Annotated in this window: 24 protein-coding genes; 13 read left to right on the forward strand and 11 right to left on the reverse strand. The window is 62.7% G+C overall.

Translation table 11 applies throughout. The features are described from left to right. The first annotated feature begins 68 nt into the window (after positions 1 to 68). Positions 69 to 1,478 (forward strand): dihydrolipoyl dehydrogenase, encoded by a 1,410-nt coding sequence (gene lpdA, locus LH365_RS01160; RefSeq protein WP_226744394.1) that lies wholly within the window; start codon positions 69 to 71, stop codon positions 1,476 to 1,478. Between the two features lie 158 nt (positions 1,479 to 1,636). Here the strand turns inward: lpdA and LH365_RS01165 are convergent, their stop codons facing one another. The 3 genes from LH365_RS01165 to LH365_RS01175 all read right to left on the reverse strand — a co-directional run bounded on the left by LH365_RS01165 (position 1,637) and on the right by LH365_RS01175 (position 4,231). Beyond that, a complete protein-coding gene (locus tag LH365_RS01165) occupies positions 1,637 to 2,560 on the reverse strand; it encodes a tyrosine recombinase XerC (protein WP_226744395.1) in 924 nt (307 codons plus the stop codon). A gap of 34 nt (positions 2,561 to 2,594) precedes the next feature. Further along, positions 2,595 to 3,461: a transglutaminase family protein gene (locus LH365_RS01170; protein ID WP_226744396.1), complete on the reverse strand. Its 867-nt coding sequence runs from the start codon at positions 3,459 to 3,461 to the stop codon at positions 2,595 to 2,597. Positions 3,462 to 3,535: 74 nt separating this feature from the next. After that, entirely contained in the window at positions 3,536 to 4,231 is a 696-nt protein-coding gene (locus tag LH365_RS01175; protein ID WP_226744397.1) for a DUF484 family protein, read from the reverse strand. A gap of 109 nt (positions 4,232 to 4,340) precedes the next feature. On the opposite strand from LH365_RS01175, the gene LH365_RS01180 reads away from it, so the two are divergent. Next, positions 4,341 to 6,551 (forward strand): primosomal protein N', encoded by a 2,211-nt coding sequence (locus LH365_RS01180; RefSeq protein ID WP_226744398.1) that lies wholly within the window; start codon positions 4,341 to 4,343, stop codon positions 6,549 to 6,551. A 224-nt stretch (positions 6,552 to 6,775) separates the two neighbouring features. Here the strand turns inward: LH365_RS01180 and LH365_RS01185 are convergent, their stop codons facing one another. Together LH365_RS01185 and LH365_RS01190 are read right to left on the reverse strand one after the other, a co-directional pair. Beyond that, positions 6,776 to 7,615, reverse strand: a complete 840-nt coding sequence (locus LH365_RS01185) for a hypothetical protein (RefSeq protein WP_226744399.1) — start codon at positions 7,613 to 7,615, stop codon at positions 6,776 to 6,778. A gap of 127 nt (positions 7,616 to 7,742) precedes the next feature. Next, positions 7,743 to 8,543: a TerC family protein gene (locus LH365_RS01190; RefSeq protein WP_226744400.1), complete on the reverse strand. Its 801-nt coding sequence runs from the start codon at positions 8,541 to 8,543 to the stop codon at positions 7,743 to 7,745. A gap of 338 nt (positions 8,544 to 8,881) precedes the next feature. Between LH365_RS01190 and LH365_RS01195 the strand changes: the two genes are divergently transcribed. The 5 genes from LH365_RS01195 to LH365_RS01215 all read left to right on the forward strand — a co-directional run bounded on the left by LH365_RS01195 (position 8,882) and on the right by LH365_RS01215 (position 13,851). After that, positions 8,882 to 9,436 carry a F0F1 ATP synthase subunit delta gene (locus LH365_RS01195; protein WP_226744401.1) on the forward strand — a complete coding sequence of 185 codons (555 nt, stop codon included), beginning with the start codon at positions 8,882 to 8,884 and terminating at the stop codon, positions 9,434 to 9,436. Positions 9,437 to 9,457: 21 nt separating this feature from the next. Continuing rightward, complete coding sequence (atpA, locus tag LH365_RS01200) at positions 9,458 to 10,990, forward strand: F0F1 ATP synthase subunit alpha (protein WP_226744402.1); 1,533 nt, start codon at positions 9,458 to 9,460, stop codon at positions 10,988 to 10,990. 98 nt (positions 10,991 to 11,088) lie between these two features. Beyond that, positions 11,089 to 11,961, forward strand: coding sequence for a F0F1 ATP synthase subunit gamma (locus LH365_RS01205; RefSeq protein WP_226744403.1), 873 nt, complete (start codon positions 11,089 to 11,091; stop codon positions 11,959 to 11,961). A 15-nt stretch (positions 11,962 to 11,976) separates the two neighbouring features. Further along, the gene (gene atpD, locus LH365_RS01210; RefSeq protein WP_226744404.1) at positions 11,977 to 13,422 is read left to right on the forward strand and encodes a F0F1 ATP synthase subunit beta; all 1,446 of its coding nucleotides are present in this window, start codon (positions 11,977 to 11,979) and stop codon (positions 13,420 to 13,422) included. Between the two features lie 153 nt (positions 13,423 to 13,575). After that, positions 13,576 to 13,851: an ATP synthase F1 subunit epsilon gene (locus LH365_RS01215; RefSeq protein WP_226744405.1), complete on the forward strand. Its 276-nt coding sequence runs from the start codon at positions 13,576 to 13,578 to the stop codon at positions 13,849 to 13,851. A gap of 198 nt (positions 13,852 to 14,049) precedes the next feature. Here LH365_RS01215 and LH365_RS01220 read toward each other — a convergent pair whose 3' ends face one another. Further along, positions 14,050 to 14,340 carry a DUF1330 domain-containing protein gene (locus LH365_RS01220; protein WP_226744406.1) on the reverse strand — a complete coding sequence of 97 codons (291 nt, stop codon included), beginning with the start codon at positions 14,338 to 14,340 and terminating at the stop codon, positions 14,050 to 14,052. Between the two features lie 97 nt (positions 14,341 to 14,437). Here LH365_RS01220 and dapF point away from each other — a divergent pair, with 97 nt between their 5' ends. From dapF to LH365_RS01245, 5 genes are all read left to right on the forward strand, one after another. Beyond that, complete coding sequence (gene dapF / locus LH365_RS01225) at positions 14,438 to 15,280, forward strand: diaminopimelate epimerase (RefSeq protein WP_226744407.1); 843 nt, start codon at positions 14,438 to 14,440, stop codon at positions 15,278 to 15,280. Further along, on the forward strand, positions 15,273 to 16,601 hold the full coding sequence (mtaB, locus tag LH365_RS01230) for a tRNA (N(6)-L-threonylcarbamoyladenosine(37)-C(2))-methylthiotransferase MtaB (RefSeq protein WP_226744408.1): 1,329 nt from the start codon (positions 15,273 to 15,275) through the stop codon (positions 16,599 to 16,601). The genes dapF and mtaB overlap by 8 nt, the downstream gene beginning before the upstream one ends. Positions 16,602 to 16,716: 115 nt before the next feature. Further along, positions 16,717 to 17,661 (forward strand): signal recognition particle-docking protein FtsY, encoded by a 945-nt coding sequence (ftsY, locus tag LH365_RS01235; protein ID WP_226744409.1) that lies wholly within the window; start codon positions 16,717 to 16,719, stop codon positions 17,659 to 17,661. Position 17,662: 1 nt separating this feature from the next. After that, positions 17,663 to 18,346, forward strand: a complete 684-nt coding sequence (locus LH365_RS01240; protein ID WP_226744410.1) for an inner membrane-spanning protein YciB — start codon at positions 17,663 to 17,665, stop codon at positions 18,344 to 18,346. Positions 18,347 to 18,433: 87 nt separating this feature from the next. Further along, positions 18,434 to 19,033: a MarR family winged helix-turn-helix transcriptional regulator gene (locus LH365_RS01245; RefSeq protein WP_226744411.1), complete on the forward strand. Its 600-nt coding sequence runs from the start codon at positions 18,434 to 18,436 to the stop codon at positions 19,031 to 19,033. Between the two features lie 17 nt (positions 19,034 to 19,050). Here the strand turns inward: LH365_RS01245 and LH365_RS01250 are convergent, their stop codons facing one another. From LH365_RS01250 to LH365_RS01270, 5 genes are read right to left on the reverse strand one after another with little or no spacing between them, the layout of a single operon-like run. Beyond that, a complete protein-coding gene (locus LH365_RS01250) occupies positions 19,051 to 19,341 on the reverse strand; it encodes a hypothetical protein (protein WP_226744412.1) in 291 nt (96 codons plus the stop codon). A gap of 53 nt (positions 19,342 to 19,394) precedes the next feature. After that, a complete protein-coding gene (locus LH365_RS01255) occupies positions 19,395 to 20,093 on the reverse strand; it encodes an SDR family oxidoreductase (RefSeq protein ID WP_226744413.1) in 699 nt (232 codons plus the stop codon). Positions 20,094 to 20,138: 45 nt separating this feature from the next. After that, positions 20,139 to 20,954: a phosphonate ABC transporter, permease protein PhnE gene (phnE, locus tag LH365_RS01260; protein ID WP_226744414.1), complete on the reverse strand. Its 816-nt coding sequence runs from the start codon at positions 20,952 to 20,954 to the stop codon at positions 20,139 to 20,141. Continuing rightward, complete coding sequence (gene phnD / locus LH365_RS01265) at positions 20,954 to 21,997, reverse strand: phosphate/phosphite/phosphonate ABC transporter substrate-binding protein (RefSeq protein ID WP_226744415.1); 1,044 nt, start codon at positions 21,995 to 21,997, stop codon at positions 20,954 to 20,956. The genes phnE and phnD overlap by 1 nt, the downstream gene beginning before the upstream one ends. After that, positions 21,994 to 22,809: a phosphonate ABC transporter ATP-binding protein gene (locus tag LH365_RS01270; protein ID WP_226744416.1), complete on the reverse strand. Its 816-nt coding sequence runs from the start codon at positions 22,807 to 22,809 to the stop codon at positions 21,994 to 21,996. Before LH365_RS01270 ends, phnD begins: the two co-directional genes overlap by 4 nt. Positions 22,810 to 23,152: 343 nt before the next feature. Between LH365_RS01270 and LH365_RS01275 the strand changes: the two genes are divergently transcribed. Beyond that, positions 23,153 to 24,421 (forward strand): type III PLP-dependent enzyme, encoded by a 1,269-nt coding sequence (locus LH365_RS01275; protein ID WP_226744417.1) that lies wholly within the window; start codon positions 23,153 to 23,155, stop codon positions 24,419 to 24,421. The last annotated feature ends 97 nt before the right edge of the window (positions 24,422 to 24,518 follow it).

Raw genomic sequence — 24,518 nt, forward strand, 5'->3', positions numbered from 1 at the left:
TCAACGCGCATCTGGGTCCGAAAAGTGCGTCCCACTTTTCGGGATGCGCTCGATCAAAGGGCACCTCCATGTCTCAGGACCAAAGCTTCGACGTCGTTATCATCGGTGGTGGCCCCGGCGGCTACAACGCCGCCATCCGCGCCGGACAGCTCGGCCTCAAGACCGCCATCATCGAATCGCGCGGCGTTCTGGGGGGCACCTGCCTGAACGTGGGCTGTATGCCGTCGAAGGCGTTGCTGCACGCTTCGGAGCTATTCGAAGCCGCGACGCACGAATTCAAGACCATCGGCATCGAAGTCCCCGCGCCGACGCTCAACCTCGTCCAGATGATGAAGGCGAAACAGGACAGCGTGAACGCCCTGACCAAGGGCATCGAATTCCTGATGAAGAAGAACAAGGTCACCTACCTGCCCGGCTTCGGCAAGATCGAAGGCCAAGGCAAGGTGTCGGTCACGGCGCAGGACGGTTCGGTCCAGCAACTGACCACCAAAAATATCGTCATCGCCACCGGCTCCGAGCCGACCCCGCTGCCGGGCGTCGCCATCGACCAGAAGCAGGTCGTCGACTCGACCGGCGCGCTGTCGCTGCCGGCCGTGCCGAAGCACCTCGTCGTCGTGGGCGCGGGCATCATCGGCCTCGAACTCGGTTCGGTGTGGCGTCGTCTGGGCGCCAAGGTGACCGTGGTCGAATTCCTCGACCGCATCACGCCGGGCATGGACACCGAAGTCGCCACCCAGTTCCAGAAGATCCTCACCAAGCAGGGCTTCGAGTTCAAGCTGGGCACCAAGGTCACTGCCGCGAAAACCGGCGCGAAGGGCGTCAGCCTGTCGCTGGAAGCCGCCAAGGGCGGTAATGCCGAAACGTTGGAAGCCGATGTGGTGCTGGTCGCCATCGGCCGTCGCCCGTTCACGCAGGGTCTGGGCCTCGAAAACGTCGGCATCAGCACCGATCAGCGCGGCTTCATCCCGACCGACCACTTCAAGACCGCCGCTCCGGGCGTGTGGGCCATCGGTGACGTGATCGCCGGCCCGATGCTGGCGCACAAGGCCGAAGAAGACGCCGTCGCCGCCATCGAACTGATCGCGGGCAAGGCCGGTCACGTCGATTACGATCTGGTGCCGTCCGTCGTCTACACCTTCCCGGAAGTGGCATGGGTCGGCAAGACCGAAGACCAGCTCAAAGCCGCCGGCGTGCAGTACAAGGTCGGCAAGTTCCCGTTCATGGCCAACAGCCGCGCCAAGATCAACCACGAGACCGACGGCTTCGTGAAGTTCCTGGCCGATGCCAAGACCGACCGCGTTTACGGCGTCCACATCCTCGGCCCGCAAGCCGGTGAAATGATCGGCGAAGCCTGCGTGCTGATGGCCTTCGGCGGTGCGTCGGAAGACCTGGCGCGCATCTGCCACCCGCACCCGACGCGTTCCGAAGCCGTCCGTCAGGCGGCCATGGGCGTCGAAGGCTGGACGATGCAGGCGTAACACCCGTTATCGGGTTTGGGGCCTATGGCCCCAAGTCTTCTCCTTCAAAGAAAAACCCCTTTCGGTTTTGCCGAAGGGGGTTTTTCTTTGAATAAAGGTTTATGGGGTTTAGCGATGCAAGAGTATAGCTCTTGCGAGCTATGGGACCCCACACCCCATTAATGGAGTTGGCCCTTCGGATGCGCCGCCGCATAGGCCGACATCAGCCGCTCGGCATCGACCTGCGTATATTTTTGCGTAGTTGAGAGCGAGGCATGGCCCAGCAGTTCCTGTATCGAGCGCAGGTCCGCGCCTGAGCCCAGCAAATGCGTGGCGAACGAATGTCTGAGGGCGTGCGGCGTGGCGCGGTCCGACAGGCCCAGCCGCGAGCGCAAATGCTGAACGCTCAGTTGCACGTGTCGCGGCGATAAAGGCCCGCCGCGCGGCGCTCGGAACAGGTCGTCCTCTGTGGTCAGCGGGAAGGGCTGGCGGCGTTTGTAGGTCTCAACCGCTTCGCGTACCGGATCGAGGACCGGCACCAACCGCGTCTTGTTGCCCTTACCGACGATGCGCAGCGTATCGCCCAGCGGTGTGTCCTTGAGTTTCAGCGACAGGGCCTCGGAAATCCGCAGGCCGCAGCCATAGAGCAGCAGCAGGACGGCGCGGTCGCGGGCGGCTTCCCACTCGGCCCTGTCCGGGTCCAGTTCGACCTCGTTCAGAAGACCCTGCGCCTGATCCTCATTGAGCGGGCGGGGCAGGCTGGTTTTCAGACGTGGCCCCTGAGTCAGGGCCACCTGCGCGTTGGCGTAGCCCAGATGCAGGTCGAGATAGCTATGGAACGATTTGATGGCCGACAGATGCTGCGCCAGAGACCGCGCCGACAGCGGTTCGTCCTTGCCGCGCAGATAGGCCATCCAGCCGCGAATATCGGCCGAGTTCAGATGCGCCATATCCTTCAGATCGATGTCTGCGCCCAAGGACCGGCGCAGATGCCCGATATAGAGGGCGAAGGCGTGGCCATAGGCTTCCAGCGTGCGCGGCGACACACGCTTCTGCGCCTTGAGATAGTGCAGCCATTCCAGACGGGCATCGTCAATATTCATAGGCGCCACAATAGGGTTAATCTCTAACCAACCCTTAAACGGCTCCACCGTTCGGGGCGGGTTCTTCGGTCGAAATGGCGTCGGTGGTGCGCCACAACGGTTCGGCCAGCCCGTCGGCGCGGGTAATGGTAATGTCGATGGGGCCGCAATCGGCCTTGCCGCCGAAAAAGGAGCAGAAGGCGATTTCCGCCGCGTCGCGCCCGACCCCGATGCGCACCAGCCCATCCAGATGCGCCTGTCGCGTGGCGTCGAACAGCCACCAGCGCCCGTCGAGATAGGCTTCGAACACGGCGTGGAAGTCGCTCGGTTGCAGGCCATAGGCGTAGCAACTGACGAAACGCGCCGGAATTTCCAGCGCGCGGCAAAAGGCAATGCCCAGATGCGCGAAGTCGCGGCACACGCCGGCGCGGCGCAGCAGGCTCTCGGTGGCTGTGGTCTGTTCGTCCGAGGTGCCGCGCTGATAATCGATATGATCGTAGAGCCAGTTGCAGATAGCGGTGACGCGGCTGAAACCGGGCAGCAGATGCCCGAACTCCTTGCGCGCAAAATCCGCCAGCCGGTCCGAAGGTACAAAACGCGAAGGCAGCAGAAAGGGCAGGATGTCGAGCGGCAATTGCGCGACCGGCGTTTCATTCACCGTCGCCGGATCGGCGCGGTGCACATCCAGCGTCACCTCTGCCTCATAATGGACGCTCAGCGGGCCGGGCCGGGCGTGCAGACCGAAATAGCGATTATTGATGTCGGGGACGGTGTGACTGTTCAGCGGCAGGCTTGGCGTGATGCTGAGCTGTTCGACCACGTCCAGATGCCGACGCAGCCGCGCGATCTCCAGATTGAAGATGAAGACCGAAGGCGTCAGCACTTCGTATTCGAGACGGCAACCCAGCTTGTAACGCACCATTTTTGACTCCACGGACATGTGCCGTATATGAGCCTGACGCGATGAAAAGATACGATGTGGAGAGTGTAGGCGGGTTACAAAACCGGCCAGCGTTCGGCGACGCGTTCGACCACGCGGGCAATGAAGGCGACCAGTTCGGCACCCATTTCCGGGCTGAAGCCTTCCCAATCGGCGGACCCGAAGGCGACCGCGCCGGGACGGCCTTCGCGCCACATGGCCGTGCGGATGACGGCGGCGGATTTGATGCGACGGACGTCATCGCCGAACAGCGCGCGGCAGACGCCGTCCGGCCCCAGCAGCGACAGGCCGGTTTCGCCGATGATATAGTCCACGCCCCCGTAGTCGAGCGTCATCCAGCCCAGCGGGATCGGCGCGGTGTCTTCCAGCGCGATGGTGGCGCAGACGAGACCGAAGCGGTTGCGCACTTCTTCGTTCAGGCGGCGGGCCAGATCGGAATGGTTGCGCGATTCCATCAGCGACAGGGTCATGGCATGAGCCTGCCCCTGAGCGTCGAAATTGGCGCGGGCCGTCGCCTCGATCTGGCGGCGCATGTCGAAATCGCGTATGGCCTTGGCCTCCAGCCGCGACAGGGCGGCCGGGCCGAAATCGATCAGGGTGCGGGTCCGGGTTTGCAGGCCGAGCTTTTCCAGCAGCTCGCGATCCTGCTTCAGTTCCTGCACGAAATCGGGCAGGAGACCGCGCAGGGTCTGATAATCCATCAGGGCGGCGAGGCGCTCGGTCGTCGTCGGTTCGCGGAAATCTGAGGACATGCTGGTTATCGGGTGTGGTAAACGGCAGGTTAAACTTGGCGTTGACCCAAGTGATGGCATAAAATCGGCGCGGGGATGAGTCAATTCTATGGTTAACGCTTAAATTCTTATGGACAGCCACACCGACAGCTTAATTGACGCGCCCGCCGTTGCCACCCGGCGGGCGAAGGTTGTGGTGCTGGCGCCCATGGAAACAGCGCTGGACTATCTGATTCCGGACGACCTGGACCTCGGCGTCGGGGATCATGTCTGGGCACCGTTGGGCCACGCGAAGATACGCGGACTGGTCGCGGAGATTTACGTAAGCGCCGAAGACGCCAGGCTGAAACCCATCGCCTCGCGCATCGACGATCCGCGCGTGCCGGAGGCCAGCGTGCGCTTCTGGCTGTGGGCGGCGGGCTGGACCCTGACTGCGCCGGGGACCTTTCTAAAAGGCTGCCTGCAGGCGCTGAAGACTCCGAAGGCGCAGGCGCGTTACGGCTATGTACGCAGCGCTGTCGAAGCGATCAAGCCGACGCCGAAACAGGCGCGGGTGCTGGAAAGCGCCGTCCTGCCCCTGACGGCCGCGGAACTGGCGCAGGCGGCGGGCGTCACGCCGGGCGTGGTGCAGACGCTGGAGAAGAGGGGGTATCTGGATAAGGTCGAATTGAGCAACGAGAGTTTCGCCACGCCGGACCCGGACCATAGGACGCCGAGCCTGAATCCGGATCAGACGGCGGCCGACCGGTTGCTGCGAAACGAATGGGACCGTCAGGGTTTCGCGCCGGTACTGCTCGACGGGGTGACGGGTTCGGGCAAGACCGAGGTCTATCTGGAAACCGTGGCACGGGCCCTGCGCGACGATCCCACCGCTCAGGTGCTGGTCCTGTTGCCGGAAATCGCTTTGACCACGGCCGTTATGGGGCGACTGGAGCATCGGTTCGGCGTGCCGCCGGTGCAGTGGCATTCGGCGGTGTCCGCATCGCAGCGCCGGCGTATCTGGGAAGGCGTGGCGGCGGGGGAGGCGCGGCTGATCGTCGGGGCGCGCTCGGCCCTGTTTCTGCCGTACAAAAACCTGCGCCTGATCGTCATCGACGAAGAACACGATGGTTCTTACAAACAGGAAGAGGGCGTGCGCTATCAGGCCCGCGATCTGGCGGTCATGCGTGCGCACCGCGACGGCTTCATGGTGGTGCTGGCCTCAGCCACGCCGTCGCTGGAAACCCTGACCAATGCCCAGAAGGAACGCTATGTCTGGGTGCGGCTGGAAAGCCGCCACGGTACGGCGCAACTGCCCGACATTTCGCTGATCGATATGAAGACGCATCAGCCGGACGCGGGGCCCACCGGCGACAAATGGTGGCTGTCCGATCCGCTGGTGGCCGAAATCAGCGAAACCCTTCAGCGCCGCGAACAGGTGCTGCTGTTCCTCAACCGCCGGGGCTATGCGCCGCTGGTCCTGTGCCGGGCGTGCGGAGAACGCATGACTTCGCCCAAGACCGATAGCTGGCTGGTTGAGCACCGGGCGTCGGGACGGCTGGTCTGCCACCTGACCGGCTTTTCGATGAAGAAGCCTGACCGCTGCCCGCATTGCGGCGCGCTCGACAGCCTGACCTCGATCGGGCCGGGCGTGGAGCGCATTCTCGAAGAGGTGAAGGAACGTTTCCCGCAGGCGCGCGCTGAAATCTTCTCATCCGACACCACGCCGGATGCGGATTCTTCGGCGGCGTTGATCAAGCGGGTGGAGGATCACGAGATCGATATTCTCGTCGCCACACAGGCCGCGGCCAAAGGCCACAACTTTCTCAACCTGACTCTGGTGGGGATTGTCGACGCCGATCTGGGGCTCAAGGGCGGCGATCTGCGCGCGGCGGAGCGCACCTTTCAGCTTCTGGCGCAGGCGACGGGCCGCGCCGGGCGCGCGACCAAACCGGGGCGGGCGGTGCTGCAAACCTATACGCCGGAGCATCCGGTAATGCAGGCCTTGCAGGCGCAGGATCGTGAAGCCTTCTACGCCTATGAGCAGATGAGCCGCGACATCGCGCAATTCCCGCCCTATGGCCGACTGGGGGCAGTGATCCTGTCGGCCAAGGACAATGCGCTGCTCAACCGTTTCGCGCGGGAACTGGCGCTGGCCATTCCCAATACGGAAGGGATCGACGTCTATGGCCCCGCCGACGCGCCGCTCAGCCTGGTGCGCGGCATGTGGCGCAAGCGGTTTCTGGTGCGCGCCGACCGCAACCGCGACCTTCAGGGCTTTATGAGCGCTTGGCTGAAAAGCCTGAAAGCGCCTCATGCGGTTCGCGTGGTCACGGATATCGAACCTTACAGCTTCCTTTAGTTTTTAGAGCGAGATGATTTAAAGCGGAAACATCATCTCGCTCTCAGTTTTTGAGGGGTCGCGCACTTTTTCCGAAAAGTGGTGCCCACTTTATCGGATTGCGCTCTAGTGGCGCATCTGATCCGAAACGAAGTTCGGCGAGCCACAAAGCAAAAGGCCTCCGGTATGGCGAAGACCGGCCTTCGCGGCGTAAGGAAGCAAGGTGAAGCCCGATGGCGTAAAACTCAGGCGAAGAGAGCGGCCTTGGGTCCGAAGACAGCGCGTTCGTCGTTCAGTGCCTTATCCATGGCGTCCAGCATGTCCTCGACTTCTTCCATGTCCTTGCCGGAGCTTTGGAAGGCTTCGACCGTGTCCTTGTCGACCTTCTGAAAGGCGAGTTGAATCTTCGCCGTTTCGAACATGTCCTTGACCTTCCTGGTGATGGCGCGGACCTGCTTCATGAAATCGTGGACGTCCATCAGTTCGCTTTCGGCGCGGCTGCGTTCGGTCCGCACATAGGCTTCGGCGGCGGCGCGGGTCTGGGCCGGGGAAGGCAGGGCCGGTTCGCCGGTCTCTTCGGTGTTTTCCGTGTCCTCGACCGGTTCGGCGTCTTCGAGGGTTTCCGCCTCTTTTGCGGCGTCCTCAGCGGCTTCGGCCGCTTCGACCTCGCCCTTGGCACTGTCCTGCGCGTCTTCAGACACCGGGGTGCTGGCGGCGGTCTGAGCCGACGAAAAGGCCGAGACATCCATCGAATTGCCGCCGGCGCTGGCATATGCCTTCACGGCAGCCTTCAACTCTTTCATCAGGCTGGCCAGCATCCTCGCCATCGTCTTGGGGTCGTTCTGGCCCATCTCCCTGATGAGCTTCAATCGCTCCAGAAGTTGCGTCACCTTGAGCTTGGCGCGGGCCCGCACATCGTCGCGCGTCTTTTTCGGCAGGTCGCGGAGGTCTTCGGCCGCCTGCTTCTGGGCGGCGCTCTTGTCTTCGACTTTCTGGGCGGTGTTTTGGGCGCGCAGGGCCTTCAGGCTGTCGAGCACGCTCGCGGCGGTGCTGGCGCGGGCGGCGTAGGTGCTGCCGATATCCATGGTGTCGAGCCTTCTGCTAACGCCGTCAGGATAGGGCAACAGGCTTAACCGAGTATTGAGCAGAAGCATAAACGCAAAACGCCCCCGATCAGAACCGGGGGCGTTGCAGGCTAAGCTGTCGTCAGGATCAGATATGCGGATCGGGCGACTTGGCGGCCTTCTTCTTCTGTGCGTTGCGCGACAGCATGTTCAGGCCCTCGACCATGGCCGAGAAGGCCATCGCCGCGTAGATATAACCCTTGGGCACGTGGACGCCGAAGCCTTCGGCGATCAGCACCGTACCGATCATCAGCAGGAAGCCCAGTGCCAGCATGACGACGGTCGGGTTCTTGTCGATAAAGTTGGCCAGAGGGTCCGAAGCCAGCAGCATGACCAGAACGGCGACGACGACGGCGATCATCATGACCGGCACATGGTCGGTCATGCCGACGGCGGTCAGGATCGAGTCGACCGAGAAGACGAGGTCGAGCAGGATGATCTGCACGATGGCGGCGCCCGCATTGTTGATGGTGGCGTTTTTGGCGTCCATCACGTCATGGGTCGGCGCGGGGTCGACCGTGTGGTGGATTTCCTTGGTCGCCTTCCACAGGAGGAACAGGCCGCCCGCGATCAGGATGAGGTCCTTCCATGAGAAGGAGGTCTCGAACATCGGCTCGCCGTGCTCACCGATCGGCCCGATCAGGCCCAGATTGAACACCTCCGCCTTCAGGCCGATGATCCAGCCGATGGTCAACAGCAGGCCGAGGCGCATTATCAGCGCCAGGGCGATACCGAGACGGCGGGTCTTCTGACGGTCCTTCTCCGGCAGCTTGTTGGACAGGATGGAGATGAAGACGAGGTTGTCGATGCCGAGCACGACCTCCATCACAATGAGCGTAATAAGGGCTGCCCAGACGGTGGGGTCGGAAAAAAGGGCCAGAAGGTCCATGAGGTCTTTCTCAGAGAAAAGAGTACGAGCGTTCTAAATAGACGCAGCGGCATCAGGCGGCAATGTGCCGCATAACAGTGAAATCGATTGTCCGGTGCAGATTCGCGTCATTTTTCCTTTTGCGGACTTGCGGCTGAAAAAAGGCGACATGAGCTGTGATCGTTATGCGGTCACAGAAAAGTGAAAAATGCTTTTTGCTTGGTTGCGGTGGGTCATACCCCATGCTAAGAGGCGCGCGGCTTGAATGGCCGGTCGCTTTTGCGCGCCTGTAGTTTTAGTGCGCCCCGCCGGCCCCGGAAAAGCCCATTCCACTTATTTCTTTGGCTGGAAAAGTTATCGTGAGCGATATTTTTAGAGAGACAGAGGTCGGTGAGCGTTACGCCAAGGCCGTGTTCGAACTGGCGGAAGCCGCCGGTAACCTGGATGCGGTGCAGGCGGATCTCAAGACCCTGAAGGCGCTGCTGATCGAAAGCAAGGATCTCCGCCGTCTCGTCACCTCGCATGCCTTCAAGTCCGAAGACAAGCTGAAGGGCCTCACCGCCGTTCTGAACGCCGCCAAGCCGAACGCCCTGACGCTGAAGGCCCTGGGCCTGATGGCGCAGAACGTCCGTCTGGATCAGGTCTTCGGTTTCATCACCGCTTTCAACCGCCTGTACGACGCCAGGAAGGGCATCGTTTCGGCGGTGGTTACCTCCGCCACGGCCCTGTCCGATGAGCAGGTGGCCGGTCTTCAGGCCGCGCTGCGCACCGCGCTCGGTCAGGACCCCGTCCTCAGCCAGACGGTCGATCCGTCGCTGCTGGGCGGCCTCAAGGTTCGCGTCGGCTCGCGCCTGTTCGACGCTTCGCTTAAAACCAAACTCGATTCCCTCAAATTTGCCCTCAAGCGGGCGTAAGACGCCAAGAAGAGCATGCCAATGGACATTCGTGCTGCCGAGATTTCGGCTATCCTCAAAGCTCAGATTGCCGGTTTCGGCGAAGAAGCCGACGTTTCGGACGTCGGTTCGGTTCTGTCGGTCGGTGACGGTATCGCCCGCGTTCACGGTCTGGATCAGGTTCAGGCCGGTGAAATGGTCTCCTTCCCCAAGGCCGGCGTCAAGGGCATGGCCCTGAACCTGGAAAAGGACAATGTCGGCGTCGTTATCTTCGGCGAAGACCGCGAAGTCCGCGAAGGCGACGAAGTCCGCCGCCTCGGCGAAATCGTGCAGGTTCCGGTCGGCAAGGGCCTGCTGGGCCGCGTCGTCAACCCGCTGGGTGAACCGATCGACGGCAAGGGTCCGATCCAATCGACCGAATTCCGCCGCGTCGACGTCAAGGCCCCCGGCATCATCCCGCGCAAGTCGGTGCACGAGCCCGTGCAGACCGGCATCAAGGCCATCGACACCCTGATCCCCGTCGGCCGCGGCCAGCGCGAACTGATCATCGGTGACCGTCAGACCGGTAAGACCGCCGTCGCCATCGACGCCATCCTGAACCAGAAGGCCGCCAACGCCGGCACCGACGAGTCGGCCAAGCTGTACTGCATCTACGTCGTTATCGGACAGAAGCGCTCGACCGTCGCTCAGATCGTCAAGTCGCTGGAAGAAAACGGCGCTCTGGAGTACACCATCATCGTCGCCGCCACGGCGTCGGAACCGGCTCCGCTCCAGTACCTCGCGCCGTTCGCCGGCTGCGCCATGGGCGAGTTCTTCCGCGACAACGGCATGCACGGCCTGATCATCTATGACGACCTGTCGAAGCAGGCCGTCGCCTACCGTCAGATGTCGCTGCTGCTGCGCCGTCCGCCGGGCCGCGAAGCCTATCCGGGCGACGTCTTCTACCTGCACTCGCGCCTGCTGGAACGCGCCGCGAAGCTCAACGATGAAAACGGCGCCGGTTCGCTGACCGCCCTGCCGATCATCGAAACCCAGGCCAACGACGTGTCGGCCTATATCCCGACCAACGTGATCTCGATCACCGACGGCCAGATCTTCCTGGAAACCGACCTGTTCTATCAGGGCATCCGTCCGGCCGTGAACGTCGGTCTGTCGGTGTCGCGCGTCGGCTCGGCGGCTCAGATCAAGGCGATGAAGCAGGTGGCCGGTTCGATCAAAGGCGACCTGGCCCAGTATCGCGAAATGGCCGCCTTCGCCAAGTTCGGTTCGGACCTCGACGCCGCTACGCAGCGCCTGCTGGCCCGTGGTGCGCGCCTGACCGAACTGCTGAAGCAGCCGCAATATTCGCCGCTGAAGGTCGAGGAGCAGGTCTGCGTGATCTACGCCGGCACCCGCGGTTACCTCGACAAGGTCGCGGTCAACGAAGTCGGTCGTTTCGAGCGCGAATTCCTGTCGCTGCTGCGCGGCAAGCACACCGACCTCCTGACCGCCATCCGCGAGAAGAAGGCCCTGACGCCGGAGCTGGAAGAGCAGTTGAAGGCCATCGTGGCCGACTACGCCGCCAACTTCGCCTAATAAACCTCCTCCCCTGCGCGAGCGGGGGAGCGGGGCGGCCCGTGCCGTGGCCAGCTTGTCTGGCCGGGAGGGCTACCCCCGAATGATAGGGACTTTTCATGGCAAGTCTTAAGGACATGCGCAATCAGATCGGAAGCGTGAAAGCCACGCAGAAGATCACCAAGGCCATGCAGATGGTCGCCGCCGCCAAGCTCAAGCGGGCTCAGGATGTGGCGGAAAACGCGCGCCCCTATGCCAAGCGCATGGCGGCTGTCATCGCCAACCTCGCCAAGGGCGTGTCGGGCGACGCTGCGCCGAAGCTGCTGGCCGGCACGGGGTCCACTCAGAAGCACCTCGTCGTCGTGGCGACCGCCGATCGCGGTCTGGCCGGCGGTTTCAACTCGTCGATCGGCCGCGCCGCACGCGACCACATCAACGCGCTGAAGGCCGAAGGCAAGACGGTTCGCGTCATCACCGTGGGCCGCAAGGGCCGCGACCAGCTCAAACGTTTGTTCGGCGACCTGTTCGTCGAAAGCTTCGAACTGGGCAAGACGCTGGACCTCACCACGGTTCAGCCGATCGCCGAAGCCATCTTCAAGGAATTCGACGAAGGCCGCGCCGACGTCGTGACCCTGTTCTACAGCCAGTTCAAGTCGGTGATCGCTCAGGTTCCGACCGCCAAGCAACTGATCCCGGCCCAGGTCGAAGCCGCCGCTGCCGAAGATACGTCGGGCGGCGCGGTCTATACCTACGAGCCGTCGGAAGAAGAAATCCTCGAAACCCTGCTGCCACGCAACCTGACCATTCAGGTTCTGGCCTCGCTTCTGGAAAACAATGCGGGCTTCTACGCCTCCCAGATGAGCGCCATGGACAATGCGACGCGCAATGCGGGCGAAATGATCAACGCGCTCAACCTCAAATACAACCGTAAACGTCAGGCCCAGATCACGACCGAACTGATCGAGATCATCGCCGGTGCCGAAGCCCTTTAATCAGAGACCGCACACATGACCGCTCATCAGCAAATTACGGCCAATAAGGGCCGTATCTCTCAGATCATCGGCGCCGTTGTCGACGTCGAGTTCGACGGCAACCTGCCGGCCATCCTGAATGCCCTCGAAACCACCAACACCGCCTCCGGCGCGCGTCTGGTGCTCGAAGTCGCCCAGCACCTCGGTGAAAACGCCGTGCGCACCATCGCTATGGACGCCACCGAAGGTCTGGTCCGCGGTCAGGAAGTGACCGACCTTGGCGCGCCGATCACTGTGCCCGTCGGCCCGGCGACGCTCGGCCGCATCATGAACGTCATCGGCGAGCCGATCGACGAAGCCGGCCCGATCGAAACCACCTTCTTCAACCCGATCCATGCCGACGCCCCGGCCTTCGAAGATCAGGCCACCTCGGCTGAAATCCTCGTCACCGGCATCAAGGTCATCGACCTGATCTGCCCGTATGCCAAGGGTGGTAAGATCGGCCTGTTCGGCGGCGCCGGCGTCGGCAAGACCGTCACCATTCAGGAACTGATCAACAACATCGCCAAGGCCTACGGCGGTTACTCGGTGTTCGCCGGCGTCGGCGAGCGCACCCGCGAAGGCAACGACCTGTATCACGAAATGATCGAGTCGAAGGTGAATGAGCACGGCGGTGGCGGGGCTTCGCGCTGCACCCTCGTCTATGGTCAGATGAACGAGCCTCCCGGCGCCCGCGCCCGCGTCGCTCTGACCGGTCTGGCTCAGGCCGAATACTTCCGCGACGTCGAAGGCAAGGACGTGCTGTTCTTCGTCGACAACATCTTCCGCTTCACGCAGGCCGGTTCCGAAGTGTCGGCTTTGCTGGGCCGTATTCCGTCGGCCGTGGGTTATCAGCCGACGCTGGCCACTGAAATGGGCAAGCTGCAAGAGCGCATCACCTCGACCAACAAGGGTTCGATCACCTCGGTTCAGGCCGTGTACGTGCCCGCCGACGACCTGACCGACCCGGCCCCGGCCGCTTCGTTCGCCCACCTCGACGCCACGACCGTTCTGTCGCGTTCGATCGCCGAACAAGGCATCTATCCGGCCGTTGATCCGCTCGACTCGACCTCGCGTATCCTCGATCCGCGCATCGTCGGCGAAGAGCACTACAACACCGCCAACCAGGTTCAGCAAATCCTGCAGCAGTACAAGTCGCTGAAGGACATCATCGCCATCCTCGGCATGGACGAACTGTCGGAAGAAGACAAGCTGGTCGTGGCCCGCGCGCGCAAGATTCAGCGCTTCCTGTCGCAGCCCTTCCACGTGGCCGAAATCTTCACGGGTACGCCGGGCGTGCTGATGAAGATCGAAGACACCATCAAGGGTTTCAAGGGCCTCTGCAACGGTGACTACGACCACCTGCCGGAGGCCGCCTTCTACATGGTCGGCTCCATCGAGGAAGCCATCGCCAAGGCCGAGCGTCTGGCGGCGGAAGCCTAATTCTCCCGCCTGAAAGTCACGGGCTTCGCCCGAATACTTTCAGGTGGGGTCAATATCGGGAAAATTTACGCAGGGCACAGCCCGTCGAAAATTTTCACATCTTGGTTAAGTGGTGAGCAGCCAAGGCTGCCCACCGATTAAGGGACGCCGGATATGGCTGACAAACTTCACGTTTCTCTGGTGACGCCGACGAGCGAACTCTTCGCCGGTGACGTCGATCAGGTCATCGCACCGGGTTCCGAAGGCGAGTTCGGCGTTCTGGCCGGCCACGCGCCGCTGATGACGACGCTGAGCGAAGGCACAGTGACGATCATCGACGGCGACCAGAAGCGCATGTTTCAGGTGATCGGCGGCTTCGCGGATGTGAATGCCGAGGGCATCACCATCCTGGCCGAACGCGCCGAGGAATATGTCGAAACGGTCCACTAAACCGTTCTGACAATCAGAAACAAAAAACCCCGCCGGATCGCTCCGGCGGGGTTTTTTGTTTTCATCCTCCCCTGTAGCGAAGCGTACGGGGGAGGTGGATACGAGCGATAGCGAGTAGACGGAGGGGGCATTGCTCGCGACTTGCCCCCTCCACACTTCGTGGTCCCCCTCCCCCGCTTCGCAGGGGAGGATGGGGCATTACTCCACGCCTTCGACGACCACCATGTTGAACTCCGCCGCATTCAGGCGGTGTTCGCGGGCGGCCTGATATTCCGGCGAATTGTAATAGCCGAGCGCCGCTTCGTAGGACGGGAACTCAAGGATCACCACGCGCGGAAAGCCCTGACCTTCCAGAACTTCCGAACGACCACCGCGCGCCAGCGGCGTCATGTTGAACATCTCGGCAGGCGCCTTGGTGCCCGCGCCGTATTTGGCGTAAGATTCCGGATCGCTGACCTTGGCTTGGGCGATGATGTAGGCTTTGGGCATGGGGAGGTTCCTCCACTTTCGATTGGATGTGCCCCGGTTAGCAAGATTTTCCACAAAAGCCTACATTTTAACGGGCTTTGAGACTATATAGCCGGTCATGGACCGCCCTTTTCTCAAGATGAACGGCCTCGGCAACGATTTCGTGGTCGTCGATGCCCGCCAGACGCCTTTCCAGCCCTCTGCCGATCAGGTGAAGGCGTGGGGTGATCGCGCGTCCGGCATCGGCTTCGATCAGCTTATCTCGATCGAGGCCTCGGCGTCGGGCGACGCCTTTATGCGCGTGTGGAATTCGGACGGGGGCACGGTGGAAACCTGCGGCAATGCGCTGCGCTGCGTGAGCTGGTATCTCGACCGCGACACGCCCGGCGCGGAGCTAAGCATCGATACGCTGGGTGGGGCTACGACGGCCAAGGTGCTGGAGCGCGACGCGAAGACCGGTATGGCCAGCGTCGATATGGGGCCGCCGCGTCTCGACTGGACGCAGATTCCGCTGTCGGAAGAGATGAACACCGAACGGCTGGAGCTTCAGGTCGGACCGATCGATGCGCCGCTTTATCACACGCCCTGCGCCGTCTCGATGGGCAATCCGCACGTGGTCTTTTTCGTCGATGACGTGATGAGCGTCGATGTCGAGCGCACGGGCAGCCTGATCGAAAACCACCCGCTTTTCCCTGAAGGTGTGAACGTCGAATTCGCGCAGGTCATCGACCGCAACACCATCCGCATGCGGGTGTGGGAACGCGGCGCGGGCATCACAAAGGCCTGCGGCACCGGGGCCTGCGCCACGCTGGTCGCCTGTGCGCGGCGCGGTCTGACCGACCGCCACGCCAATGTCATTATGGACGGCGGCCCGCTGCATATCCTGTGGCGGCAGTCGGATGACCACGTCATCATGACCGGCCCGGTCGAGGTCGAGTTTGAAGGTCAGCTTGATGGCTGACGGCACCACACACCTCCACGAAGACGTACAGGAAGGTACTTTGGCTGAACCGCCCGTCACGCCGACTGGCGTGACGTCGGGCGTCGAGGTGGTGACCTTCGGTTGCCGCCTGAATTCTTACGAGTCCGAGCAGATCCGCAAGGTCGCCGCCGATGACGGGCTGGATGGGGCGATCATCTTCAACACCTGCGCCGTGACGGGCGAGGCCGTGCGTCAGGCGCGTCAGGCCATCCGCCGCGCGCGTAAGGAAAACCCGGCGGCGCGCCTGATCGTCACCGGCTGTGCGGCCCAAACCGATCCGGACACCTTCGCCAATATGGGTGAGGTCGATTTCATTATCGGCAATGGCGACAAGGCCAAGGCCGGGGCCTATGCCCTGACGCCGGACACGGCGCGCATCGCCGTCAACGATATCTTTTCGGTGCGCGAAACCGCCGGTCACCTGATCGACGGGCTGAAGGACCGTGCGCGGGCCTATGTCGAGGTGCAGAACGGCTGCGATCACCGTTGCACCTTCTGCATCATCCCTTATGGCCGCGGCAATTCGCGTTCGGCCGCTGCGGGCGATGTGGTAGGCCAGATTTCGCGGCTGGTGGCCGAAGGTTATAACGAGGTGGTGCTGACCGGTGTGGACCTCACCTCTTGGGGCAACGACCTGCCGGGGACGCCGCAACTGGGTAATCTGGTCGGGCGCATCCTCAAGCACGTGCCGGATTTGAAACGCCTGCGCTTGTCTTCGATAGACGCGGCGGAAATAGACGACAGCCTGTTGCGTCTGTTTGCCGAAGAGGAGCGTCTGGCGCCCTATCTGCACCTCAGCCTGCAACACGGCGACGACCTGATCCTCAAGCGCATGAAGCGCCGCCATCTGCGCGCCGACGCTATCAAGCTGGTGCAGCAGGTGCGTGCCCTGCGTCCGGATGTGGCTTTTGGGGCCGACATGATCGCCGGCTTCCCGACCGAGACGGAAGAGCACTTCGCCAATTCAATGGCGCTGGTCGATGAATGCGATCTGGCCTTCCTGCACGTCTTCCCCTATAGCCCGCGCCCGCAGACCCCGGCGGCGAAGATTCCGCAACTGCCGCGCCCGCTGATCAAGGATCGTGCCGCCCGTCTGCGCGGCAAGGCGACCGAAGCCCTGACGCGGCATCTGGACCGCCAGGTCGGGCGTGAAGTGTCGGTGGTTGTCGAAAAGCCCGGCTTCGCTCGCGCGGCGGACTTTACCGAAGTGCTGTTCGAAGGCGATGCGGCTATTGGGGGTATTGCCTCTTTGCGCATTACCGGCCATGACGGGAAAAGAGCGATTGCTGAAATTGCTTAGCGCCCCTTCTCCCCAGTGGGGAGAAGGTGGCCGACAGGCCGGATGAGGGGGCGATCCTCCGTAAGCGGCCCCCTCACCCCAACCCTCTCCCCGCGCGGGAGAGGGGGAGACATGAATGAGCGATACTAAAAAACCCGGCTGGTTTTCGCGCCTGACGCAGGGCCTGTCGAAAACCTCTCAGCAACTGACCGAGCAGGTGACGAGCGTTTTCGTCGCCAACAAGACGCTGGATGCCGCCGCGCTGGAAGCGCTGGAAGACATGCTGATCGAAAGCGATTTCGGTCCGCACATCGCTGCCTCCATCGCCGGAAAGATGGCCGAGAAGAAATTCGCCTCGACCGACGACCGCGCCGTCAAGGAAGCGCTGGCCGAGGCCATTGCCGACGAACTGAAGGGCCGCGAAGACACCTTCAATCCGCTGTCGGGCCCCAAGCCCTATATCGTGCTGTTCGTCGGCGTGAACGGGTCGGGCAAGACCACGACCCTGGGCAAGATCGCCGCCGACCTGACCTCCAAGGGCGCGAAGGTGCTGATCGTCGCCGGCGACACCTTCCGCGCCGCCGCGGTCGAGCAGCTCAAGGTGTGGGCCGAGCGCGCCAAGGCCGACTTCATGGGCCGTAAGACCGGCGCCGATGCGGCGGGTCTCGCCTACGACGCCACCCTGCGCGCTAAGGAAGAGGGCTATGACGTCGTGCTGATCGATACGGCGGGGCGTCTGCAGAACAAGCAGCAACTGATGGACGAACTGCTCAAGATCGTCCGCGTCATCAAGAAGGTCGATGCGGACGCGCCGCACGAAACCCTGCTGGTGCTCGACGCCACGGTGGGCCGCAACGCCCTCAGTCAGGAACAGATTTTCGGCCGTCAGGCCTTTGTCTCCGGCCTCGTCATGACCAAGCTTGACGGTACGGCGCGCGGCGGCATTCTGGTGCCCATCGCCAAGGCCTCGGACGCGCCGATCAAGCTGATCGGTGTCGGCGAAGACATAGACGACCTGCAACCCTTCCGCGCCAATGCCTTCGCCCGCTCGATGGTCGGTCTGGAGCCTTTGGGAGACTAGTATGAACGATCCGAAACCCAGGATAGAGATCACCGAGGCTCAGGAGCACGCCCTGCCCGAAGCCATCGTGCCCGAAGCGCCGGAACCGGCAGCGACCAATTGGGTCAAGGGGGCTATCGACTTCGGCCCGGTCGTAGGCTTCGGTCTGAGCTTCTTCCTGTTCCGTGCGCTGAAGGTCGGCGGCGCGGACGCCACCGCGCCGATGATCTGGGCGACCGGCGTGCTGATCGCCATTTCGGTTGTGGCCCTGATCGCCGCCTATATCATCGAAAAGCGCGTGGCGTGGATTCCGTTGGTGGCGACCCTGTTCGCCATTCCGATGGGCCTGATGACCATCTTCTTCCACGACCCGGTCTTCATCAAGGTCAAGGTGACGGTCATCAACGTCCTGATCGGCGGTATTCTGGCGGTGGCGGCGCTGATGAAGAGGTACCCGCTGCGCAGCCTGATCGGCGAGACGCTGAAGCTGAAAGAGGGGGCGTGGCCGCAACTGACGTGGCTTTATGTCGGTTTCTATGCGGTGATGGCCGTGGCCAATGAGATCGTCTGGCGCACCCAGTCGGACGATGTGTGGGTGACGTGGAAGATGGCCTCGCTGTTCGGCGGTCCCATCGTCTTCACCCTTATTCTGACGCCCTTCCTGATGAAGAACATCGTGTCGGACACGCAATCGTCCGCCTCCTGAGCGCACTCCGTCAGTATGCGGATGGATTTGTCGTAATTTTGTAGTATAGTAGTGATTATATAGCGCCGTTCAGCATGGGGACGGCGCATGAAGAAGCATAAGCGTAATCATTTCGAGGGTTCGGACTTGCTGGAAAATTCGCCGTCGCATCTTCTCCACCGCGTGCTGCAAATCGCGCTCGACATCTATACCGAAGAAACCGGCGACAGCGCCCTGACCCAGCGGCAATACGCCCTGCTGCTGGCCGCCGATTCGACCGAAGGCCTGACCCAGACCGATCTGGTCAAGGCGACGGGCATCGACCGCTCGACCCTGGCTGACATGGTGGCGCGCCTGATCACCAAGGGGCTTCTGGAGCGCGAACGCTCGGCCACCGATGCGCGCGCCAATCTGGTCCGCCTGTCGGACGAAGGCCGTGCGGCGCTCAGCGAAATCCGCCCCAAGGTCGAGGCGGCCGACGAACGCATCCTGTCGCTGCTGTCGCCGCCCAAGCGCGATAGCTTTCTCAAGCTGCTGCGCCGTATCGCCGCCGTGCGTGAGGAAGACGCCGTCGATGCGCCCAAGGTGAAGGGCGAAAAGAAGGGCGACAAGAAGAAAAAGGGCAAAAAGGCCGGCAAAAAGCACAAGGAGCCGCTGCCTTTCCCCGCGCTCAACGAAGGCGTCACGCCTGAAAAGGAAGACGCATAAGCGTCGTCTGACCGCGCTTAAATCCGGATATTGAGCAGGCTGCCCGGTCGCAGCATACGCACGTCTTCGGGCTTGGCGCCCTGTGCGATGTCGGCGGCCTTGAAAGTGGCCGGGGTCACGCCGGCCGGCTTCGGCGCGGGCTGATCCACCGCTGCCGCCTGTCCGGTCGCCTGACGGAAAAACGCCTTTTGCGCCGACAGGGCGTCATTGAAGCGCGCGGCGGCATCAGGCGTCGTCTTCTGTGGCGAGGCCGAAGGCGCGGCGCGGCCCAGCAGCATCTGGGACAGGGAGGGCGGTATAGTGCTCATACCTGCTTTATGCGCTGATTCAGGTATTTAAATGGTTAACGCGCGTTAAGCGTTTAAACTTTCAGCTTGGGCCTCACGCGGCTTAAGCCGCCGTCCACACCGAGCACCTGCCCGGTGATCCAGTCGTTCTGCGGGTCCAGCAGAAACGCGATGGCGCGGGCGACGTCTTCCGGCTTACCCAGTCGCCCGAGGGCGTGCATGGACTCCGACACGCGGCGCCCGGCTTCCGAGCCGATCAGGCCCGCCGTCAAAGGGGTTTCGACAAGGCCGGGCGCTATAGCGTTCACCCTCAGGTTCTGACCGGCATAGGAGGCTGCGGCGGACCGGGTCAGGCCTATGACCCCCGCCTTGGCGGCGGCAATGGCTTCGTGATTGGCCAAGCCTTCGAGGGCGGCGGCCGACGATAGCAATACGAGGGAGCCGCCTTCCGTCAGATGTCGTGCGGCGGCGCGCACGGTGGCGAAAGCCGTGGTCAGGGACGCCGTGATGATGGCGTCGTACTGACTGCGGCTTGTCAGCGCCGCGGACTTCAGCAATAGCGAGCCGGCCAGATTGGCAACACCGTCGACCTTGCCGACTTGGGCGAACACGCTGTCGACCGCATCGAAATCCGATGCGTCGAGCACGTAATCCGGTGTTATAGACCGGTCATGTCTCGCCGTGGTGATGACTTCATGTCCGCTCTGTCGGAGGTGCTGAACAAGGCTGCGGCCAATCCCTGAACTCGCTGCAATAATGAGATAACGCGCCATATCCGGGCTCCCGTCGAATGTATGTTCTACGACGGACGCGCGTTCTCAGACCAGTCGCTTGCGGATGGCTGAAGAGGTTATGTCGATGATAACCACGGCAATGACAATGATGATGGCGATGGCCGAAACGCGGGCATAGTTGAAACTGTTGATATTGTCGAACAGCACCTGTCCGATGCCGCCTGCGCCGATCAGGCCGAGCACCGTGGCCGAACGGGCACTCGATTCGAAGCGATAGAGGGCAAACGACGTCCACAACGGCCCGACCTGAGGGATGACGCCCCAGACGATTTCCTGCAGCCGTGTGCTCCCGGTGGCGCGCACCCCTTCGATGGGCGGCTGATCCACCGCCTCGACGGCTTCGGAAAACAGCTTGGCCAGCACGCCGGTATTGTGCAGCGCCAGCGCCAGCACCCCGGCCAGCGGTCCCGGTCCCACGGCCACCAGAAAGGCCGTGCCGATAACCAGCTCATTGACGGCGCGCAACGTGTCCATCAGCCGCCGCACGGGAAAGCTGATCCAGGCCGGGGCGATATTGGTGGCGCACAAAAGCGAGAAAGGGACGGCCAGCAGGATCGATAGCACCGTCCCCCAGATAGCCACCTGCACCGTCACCCACATTTCCCGGATGTAGTGAGTGACGGTCGCATGGTCGGAAAAATCCGGATGCAGATAGTCGCGCAGATAGGTGCTGGTATTGCTCCAGTTCTGCCCCAGCAGGGGCAGGTCGCCGATCTGCGCCCCCCTGAAACTGAGCGCCAGCAGCAGGCCGAACCCCAGCCACAAGGCCCAGGTCACCAGTTTTTCCCCCAGCGAGGCGCGCGGCGGCTCCAGTGCGTCGAGTTGTGCGGCTTCGGCCATTACGGCGCGTCAGGCAGTTTGTCGGGTAAGGCCTGCGGAGCGGCCTGACGCGCAGCGGCTTCCCTCGAAATCGCCTTCAGGTCGGCCTCGGCCTTTTTGACCGCTTCGGCGTCGCCGGCGTTCTGCGCCTGAATGAGCGCCTCGGCGGCTTCCATTTCGCGCACGGGCAGGAGGTGCGAATTGTCCGCAGGCTTGAACACGCCGAAGATCAGGTTGTTGAGAATCTTGAGCTGACGCTGGCCCTCGGCGTCCTTGCCCGTGCCGTAGGACAGGAAGAAGGAGCGAATTTTTTCCTTGGTCGCCGGGTCGAGGTCCTTACGGAAGATGATCGGATCTTCGGGCAGGGTCGGCGAGGTCCAGATGACCTTGATCTGCCTGATCTTGTCCGGCGATACCTGCGCCATGCGCTCCAGCGAGGCGTTATTGTTGGTGGCGGCGTCGACCAGCCCGTTGGCCACGGCCTGGAAATTGGCCTCGTGGCTGCCCGAACGGACGCTCTTGAAGCACCTGGCCGGATCGACCTTGTGCGGCAGGAAGAAGTAGGTCATCGGCGCCAGCGTGCCGGAGGTCGATTTCACATCGCCTAGCCCGAAGGTGCGCTTGCCGTCGCATTTCAGCAGATCTTCGGCTGTCAGGGGCGAGTCGGCGCGGGCGATGATAACGCTCTGATAGCCGTCGACGCCCGACGGGTCGGACGAACGCGCGAACACCTCGCCATCGGCGCGGCGCACGGCTTCGAGGCCCGACGCATTGGAGAACCAGCCGACCTGCACCTGATTGAAGCGCATGGCCTCGATCAGCGCCGTATAGTTGGAGCCGAAAAAGGGCTTCACCTTAAGGCCCGTCTGCTTTTCCATATCGGCGAGGAACGGCCGCCACAACGGCTCCTGATTCTGGGCGTTTTCGGTCGACAGGATCGAGAAGGCGATCTCGGTGCGCGGGCCCTTGGTCTGATCGGCCTTGCCGCAACCCGACGTCAGGAAGGGCAGGGCGAGTGCAGACGCGGACAATCCTCTCAGCATATCCTTGCGTGACAGGGTCATGACGGGTCCCTCCAATAGGCCTGCTCGATTTCAGGGCCGTAAATCTCGGTCAGGCGTTCCAGGCTCAGGCCGTCGGCGGGACCGTCATAGACGATCTTCCCGTCTTTCAGGGCCAGAATACGGTCGCAGTATTTCATAGCATAGTCGACCTGATGCAAGGTGACGATGACCCCGACGCCACGGTCTTCATTTACATGCATCAGAAGCTCCATCACCTTGCGCGCCGTGACAGGGTCGAGCGAGGCGACGGGCTCGTCGGCGAGGATGAGGCGCGCGTCCTGCACGATGGCGCGCGCGATGGCCCCGCGCTGCTGCTGACCGCCGGAGAGGGTTTTGGCGCGCTGGGGGGCCTTGTCGGCAATGCCCACCGTATGGAGCGCCTGCATGACGCGCTGCTTTTCCTCGGGTGTCCACAGACCGAGCAGGCCGCGCAGGTGCGGAATGCGCCCCAGAAGCCCCAGCGCCGCATTGGTGAACAGACTCAAACGCCCGACCAGATTGAATTGCTGCGCCACCATGCCCAGATCGGCGCGCGCAGCGCGCACATCGGCACCGAGCTTGCCGTCGTTTTGTACGATGCGGCCCCGCACGGTAATGGGGCCGGAACCTTCGTCGCCGAGGATCAGGCCGGACAGGCTGCGCAGAAGCGTGGACTTGCCCGATCCCGAAGGACCGATGAGACCGATGCGTTCCGGACGGCTCATGGAAAACGAGACATCATCCAGCGCCTTGAAGCGACGTGCAGGCGCATCGCCTTGCGCTTTGAGCGCGAAGGTTCTCGACAGCGACTGGACTTCGACAAGGCTCGGCATTTCATGCTCACGGGGGCTGTCCCCGTCCCCCCTGCGCCGTCTGCCTGTCCGGGACAGCGGCGTTAACAAAGATGAACGGAGGAGTCTTGCCGAAGTTCGTGCGCTTTGGCAACCGCCTCCGTTACCGCTCAGTCGATTGGTCGCAAGGGTTTACAGAGGGTGTTGACCATAATTTGGTCTTTACAGTCCGGCTAAAATGCCCGATATAGCCCGCTTCCGGCGGACCCCGACACACAGGTCGGCGCCCTGGGGCCCCAAGAGACTGTAATCTCGAAGGGCTGGGTGTCGTTGAAACGCTGCTAACGCCGGTCTGGGTTTAACTTAATTTTACGGGGTATTGGCAGTGGCAAACTTCCAATCGGCCCTGGACCTGGTCCGCGAGCAGTCACCGGAAAAGCCCGTCGCCCTTGTGCGACGTGAGCCTGTTTCCGTCGCAGCGCAATGGTTCCAGCGCCACTTCAACGGCGATGTCTTCTACGCAGTCAAGGCGAATCCGTCTGCGTGGGTGATCGAAACCCTGCTCGACGCCGGTATCGGCTCCTTCGACGTGGCCTCGATCAACGAGGTCAAGCTGGTGCGCTCCATTGCGCCCGAAGCGCGTCTGGCCTTCATGCACCCGGTCAAGTCGCGCCGCGCCATCGCCGAAGCCTATCATGACTTCGGGGTAAAGACGTTCAGCCTCGACACCCACGAAGAATTGCAGAAGATCCTCGACGCCACGGGCGGCGCGAAGGACCTCAATCTCATCGTGCGTCTGGCAACCTCGGGCGAAGGCTCGAACCTGCCCCTGACCAACAAGTTCGGTGCGCAGCCCTATGAAGCTCCGGCCCTGTTGCTGGCGGCGCGTCAGGCGACGCAGGACCGTATGGGCATCTCCTTCCATGTGGGTTCGCAGTGCATGCGCCCGACGGCCTATGCCGCGGCCATGTCGGCGGCCTCGCGCGCGCTGGTTCGCGCCGGCGTGCTGGCCGATATCGTCGATATTGGCGGCGGCTTCCCCTCGGTCTATCCGGGCATGGTGCCGCCTTCGCTCCCCGAATATATGGACGTCATCCATCGCGCTTTCGATGAAATGAAGGTGCACGAGGCGACCGAACTGTGGGCCGAGCCCGGCCGTTCGCTGGTGGCGGAATCGACCTCGATCCTGACCCGCGTCGAACTGCGCAAGGGCGACGCCCTGTATCTGAACGACGGGGCCTACGGCAATCTGTTCGACGCCACCCACGCCAAATGGCCCTTCCCGGTGCGCCTGCACCGCGCCGAGGATGGCGACGAGCAGCCGGAACTGAAGCCCTTCCGTTTCTACGGCCCGACCTGCGATTCCATCGACCACATGCCGGGGCCGTTCTGGTTGCCTGCCGATGTGGAAGAGGGCGACTATGTCGAAATCGGTATGCTGGGCGCTTATGGCGTGGCCATGACCACCGGTTTCAACGGCTATGGCCAGACGGAAACCGTCTTCCTCGACGACGCGCCCATGGCCTCGCTGTTCGGTTTGGGGCCGCGTTCGCTCAACGTGCCGCGCAGCCTTTTCGATAGTGTCGAAGAGAATAAGGTCGTGCGTCTTAATCGCCCGAAGGGTGGCAAGCGCGGCAAGAAGCGCTCGAAATAAATACATCCGCCCCTGTGAGCGTAGCGATACGGGGGAGGTGGCATTGAGCGATAGCGAAAATGACGGAGGGGGCGGAGTCTCGAACCTTGCCCCCTCC

Origin of the sequence: Asticcacaulis sp. AND118, from assembly GCF_020535245.1 — a bacterium.
Classification (GTDB): domain Bacteria; phylum Pseudomonadota; class Alphaproteobacteria; order Caulobacterales; family Caulobacteraceae; genus Asticcacaulis.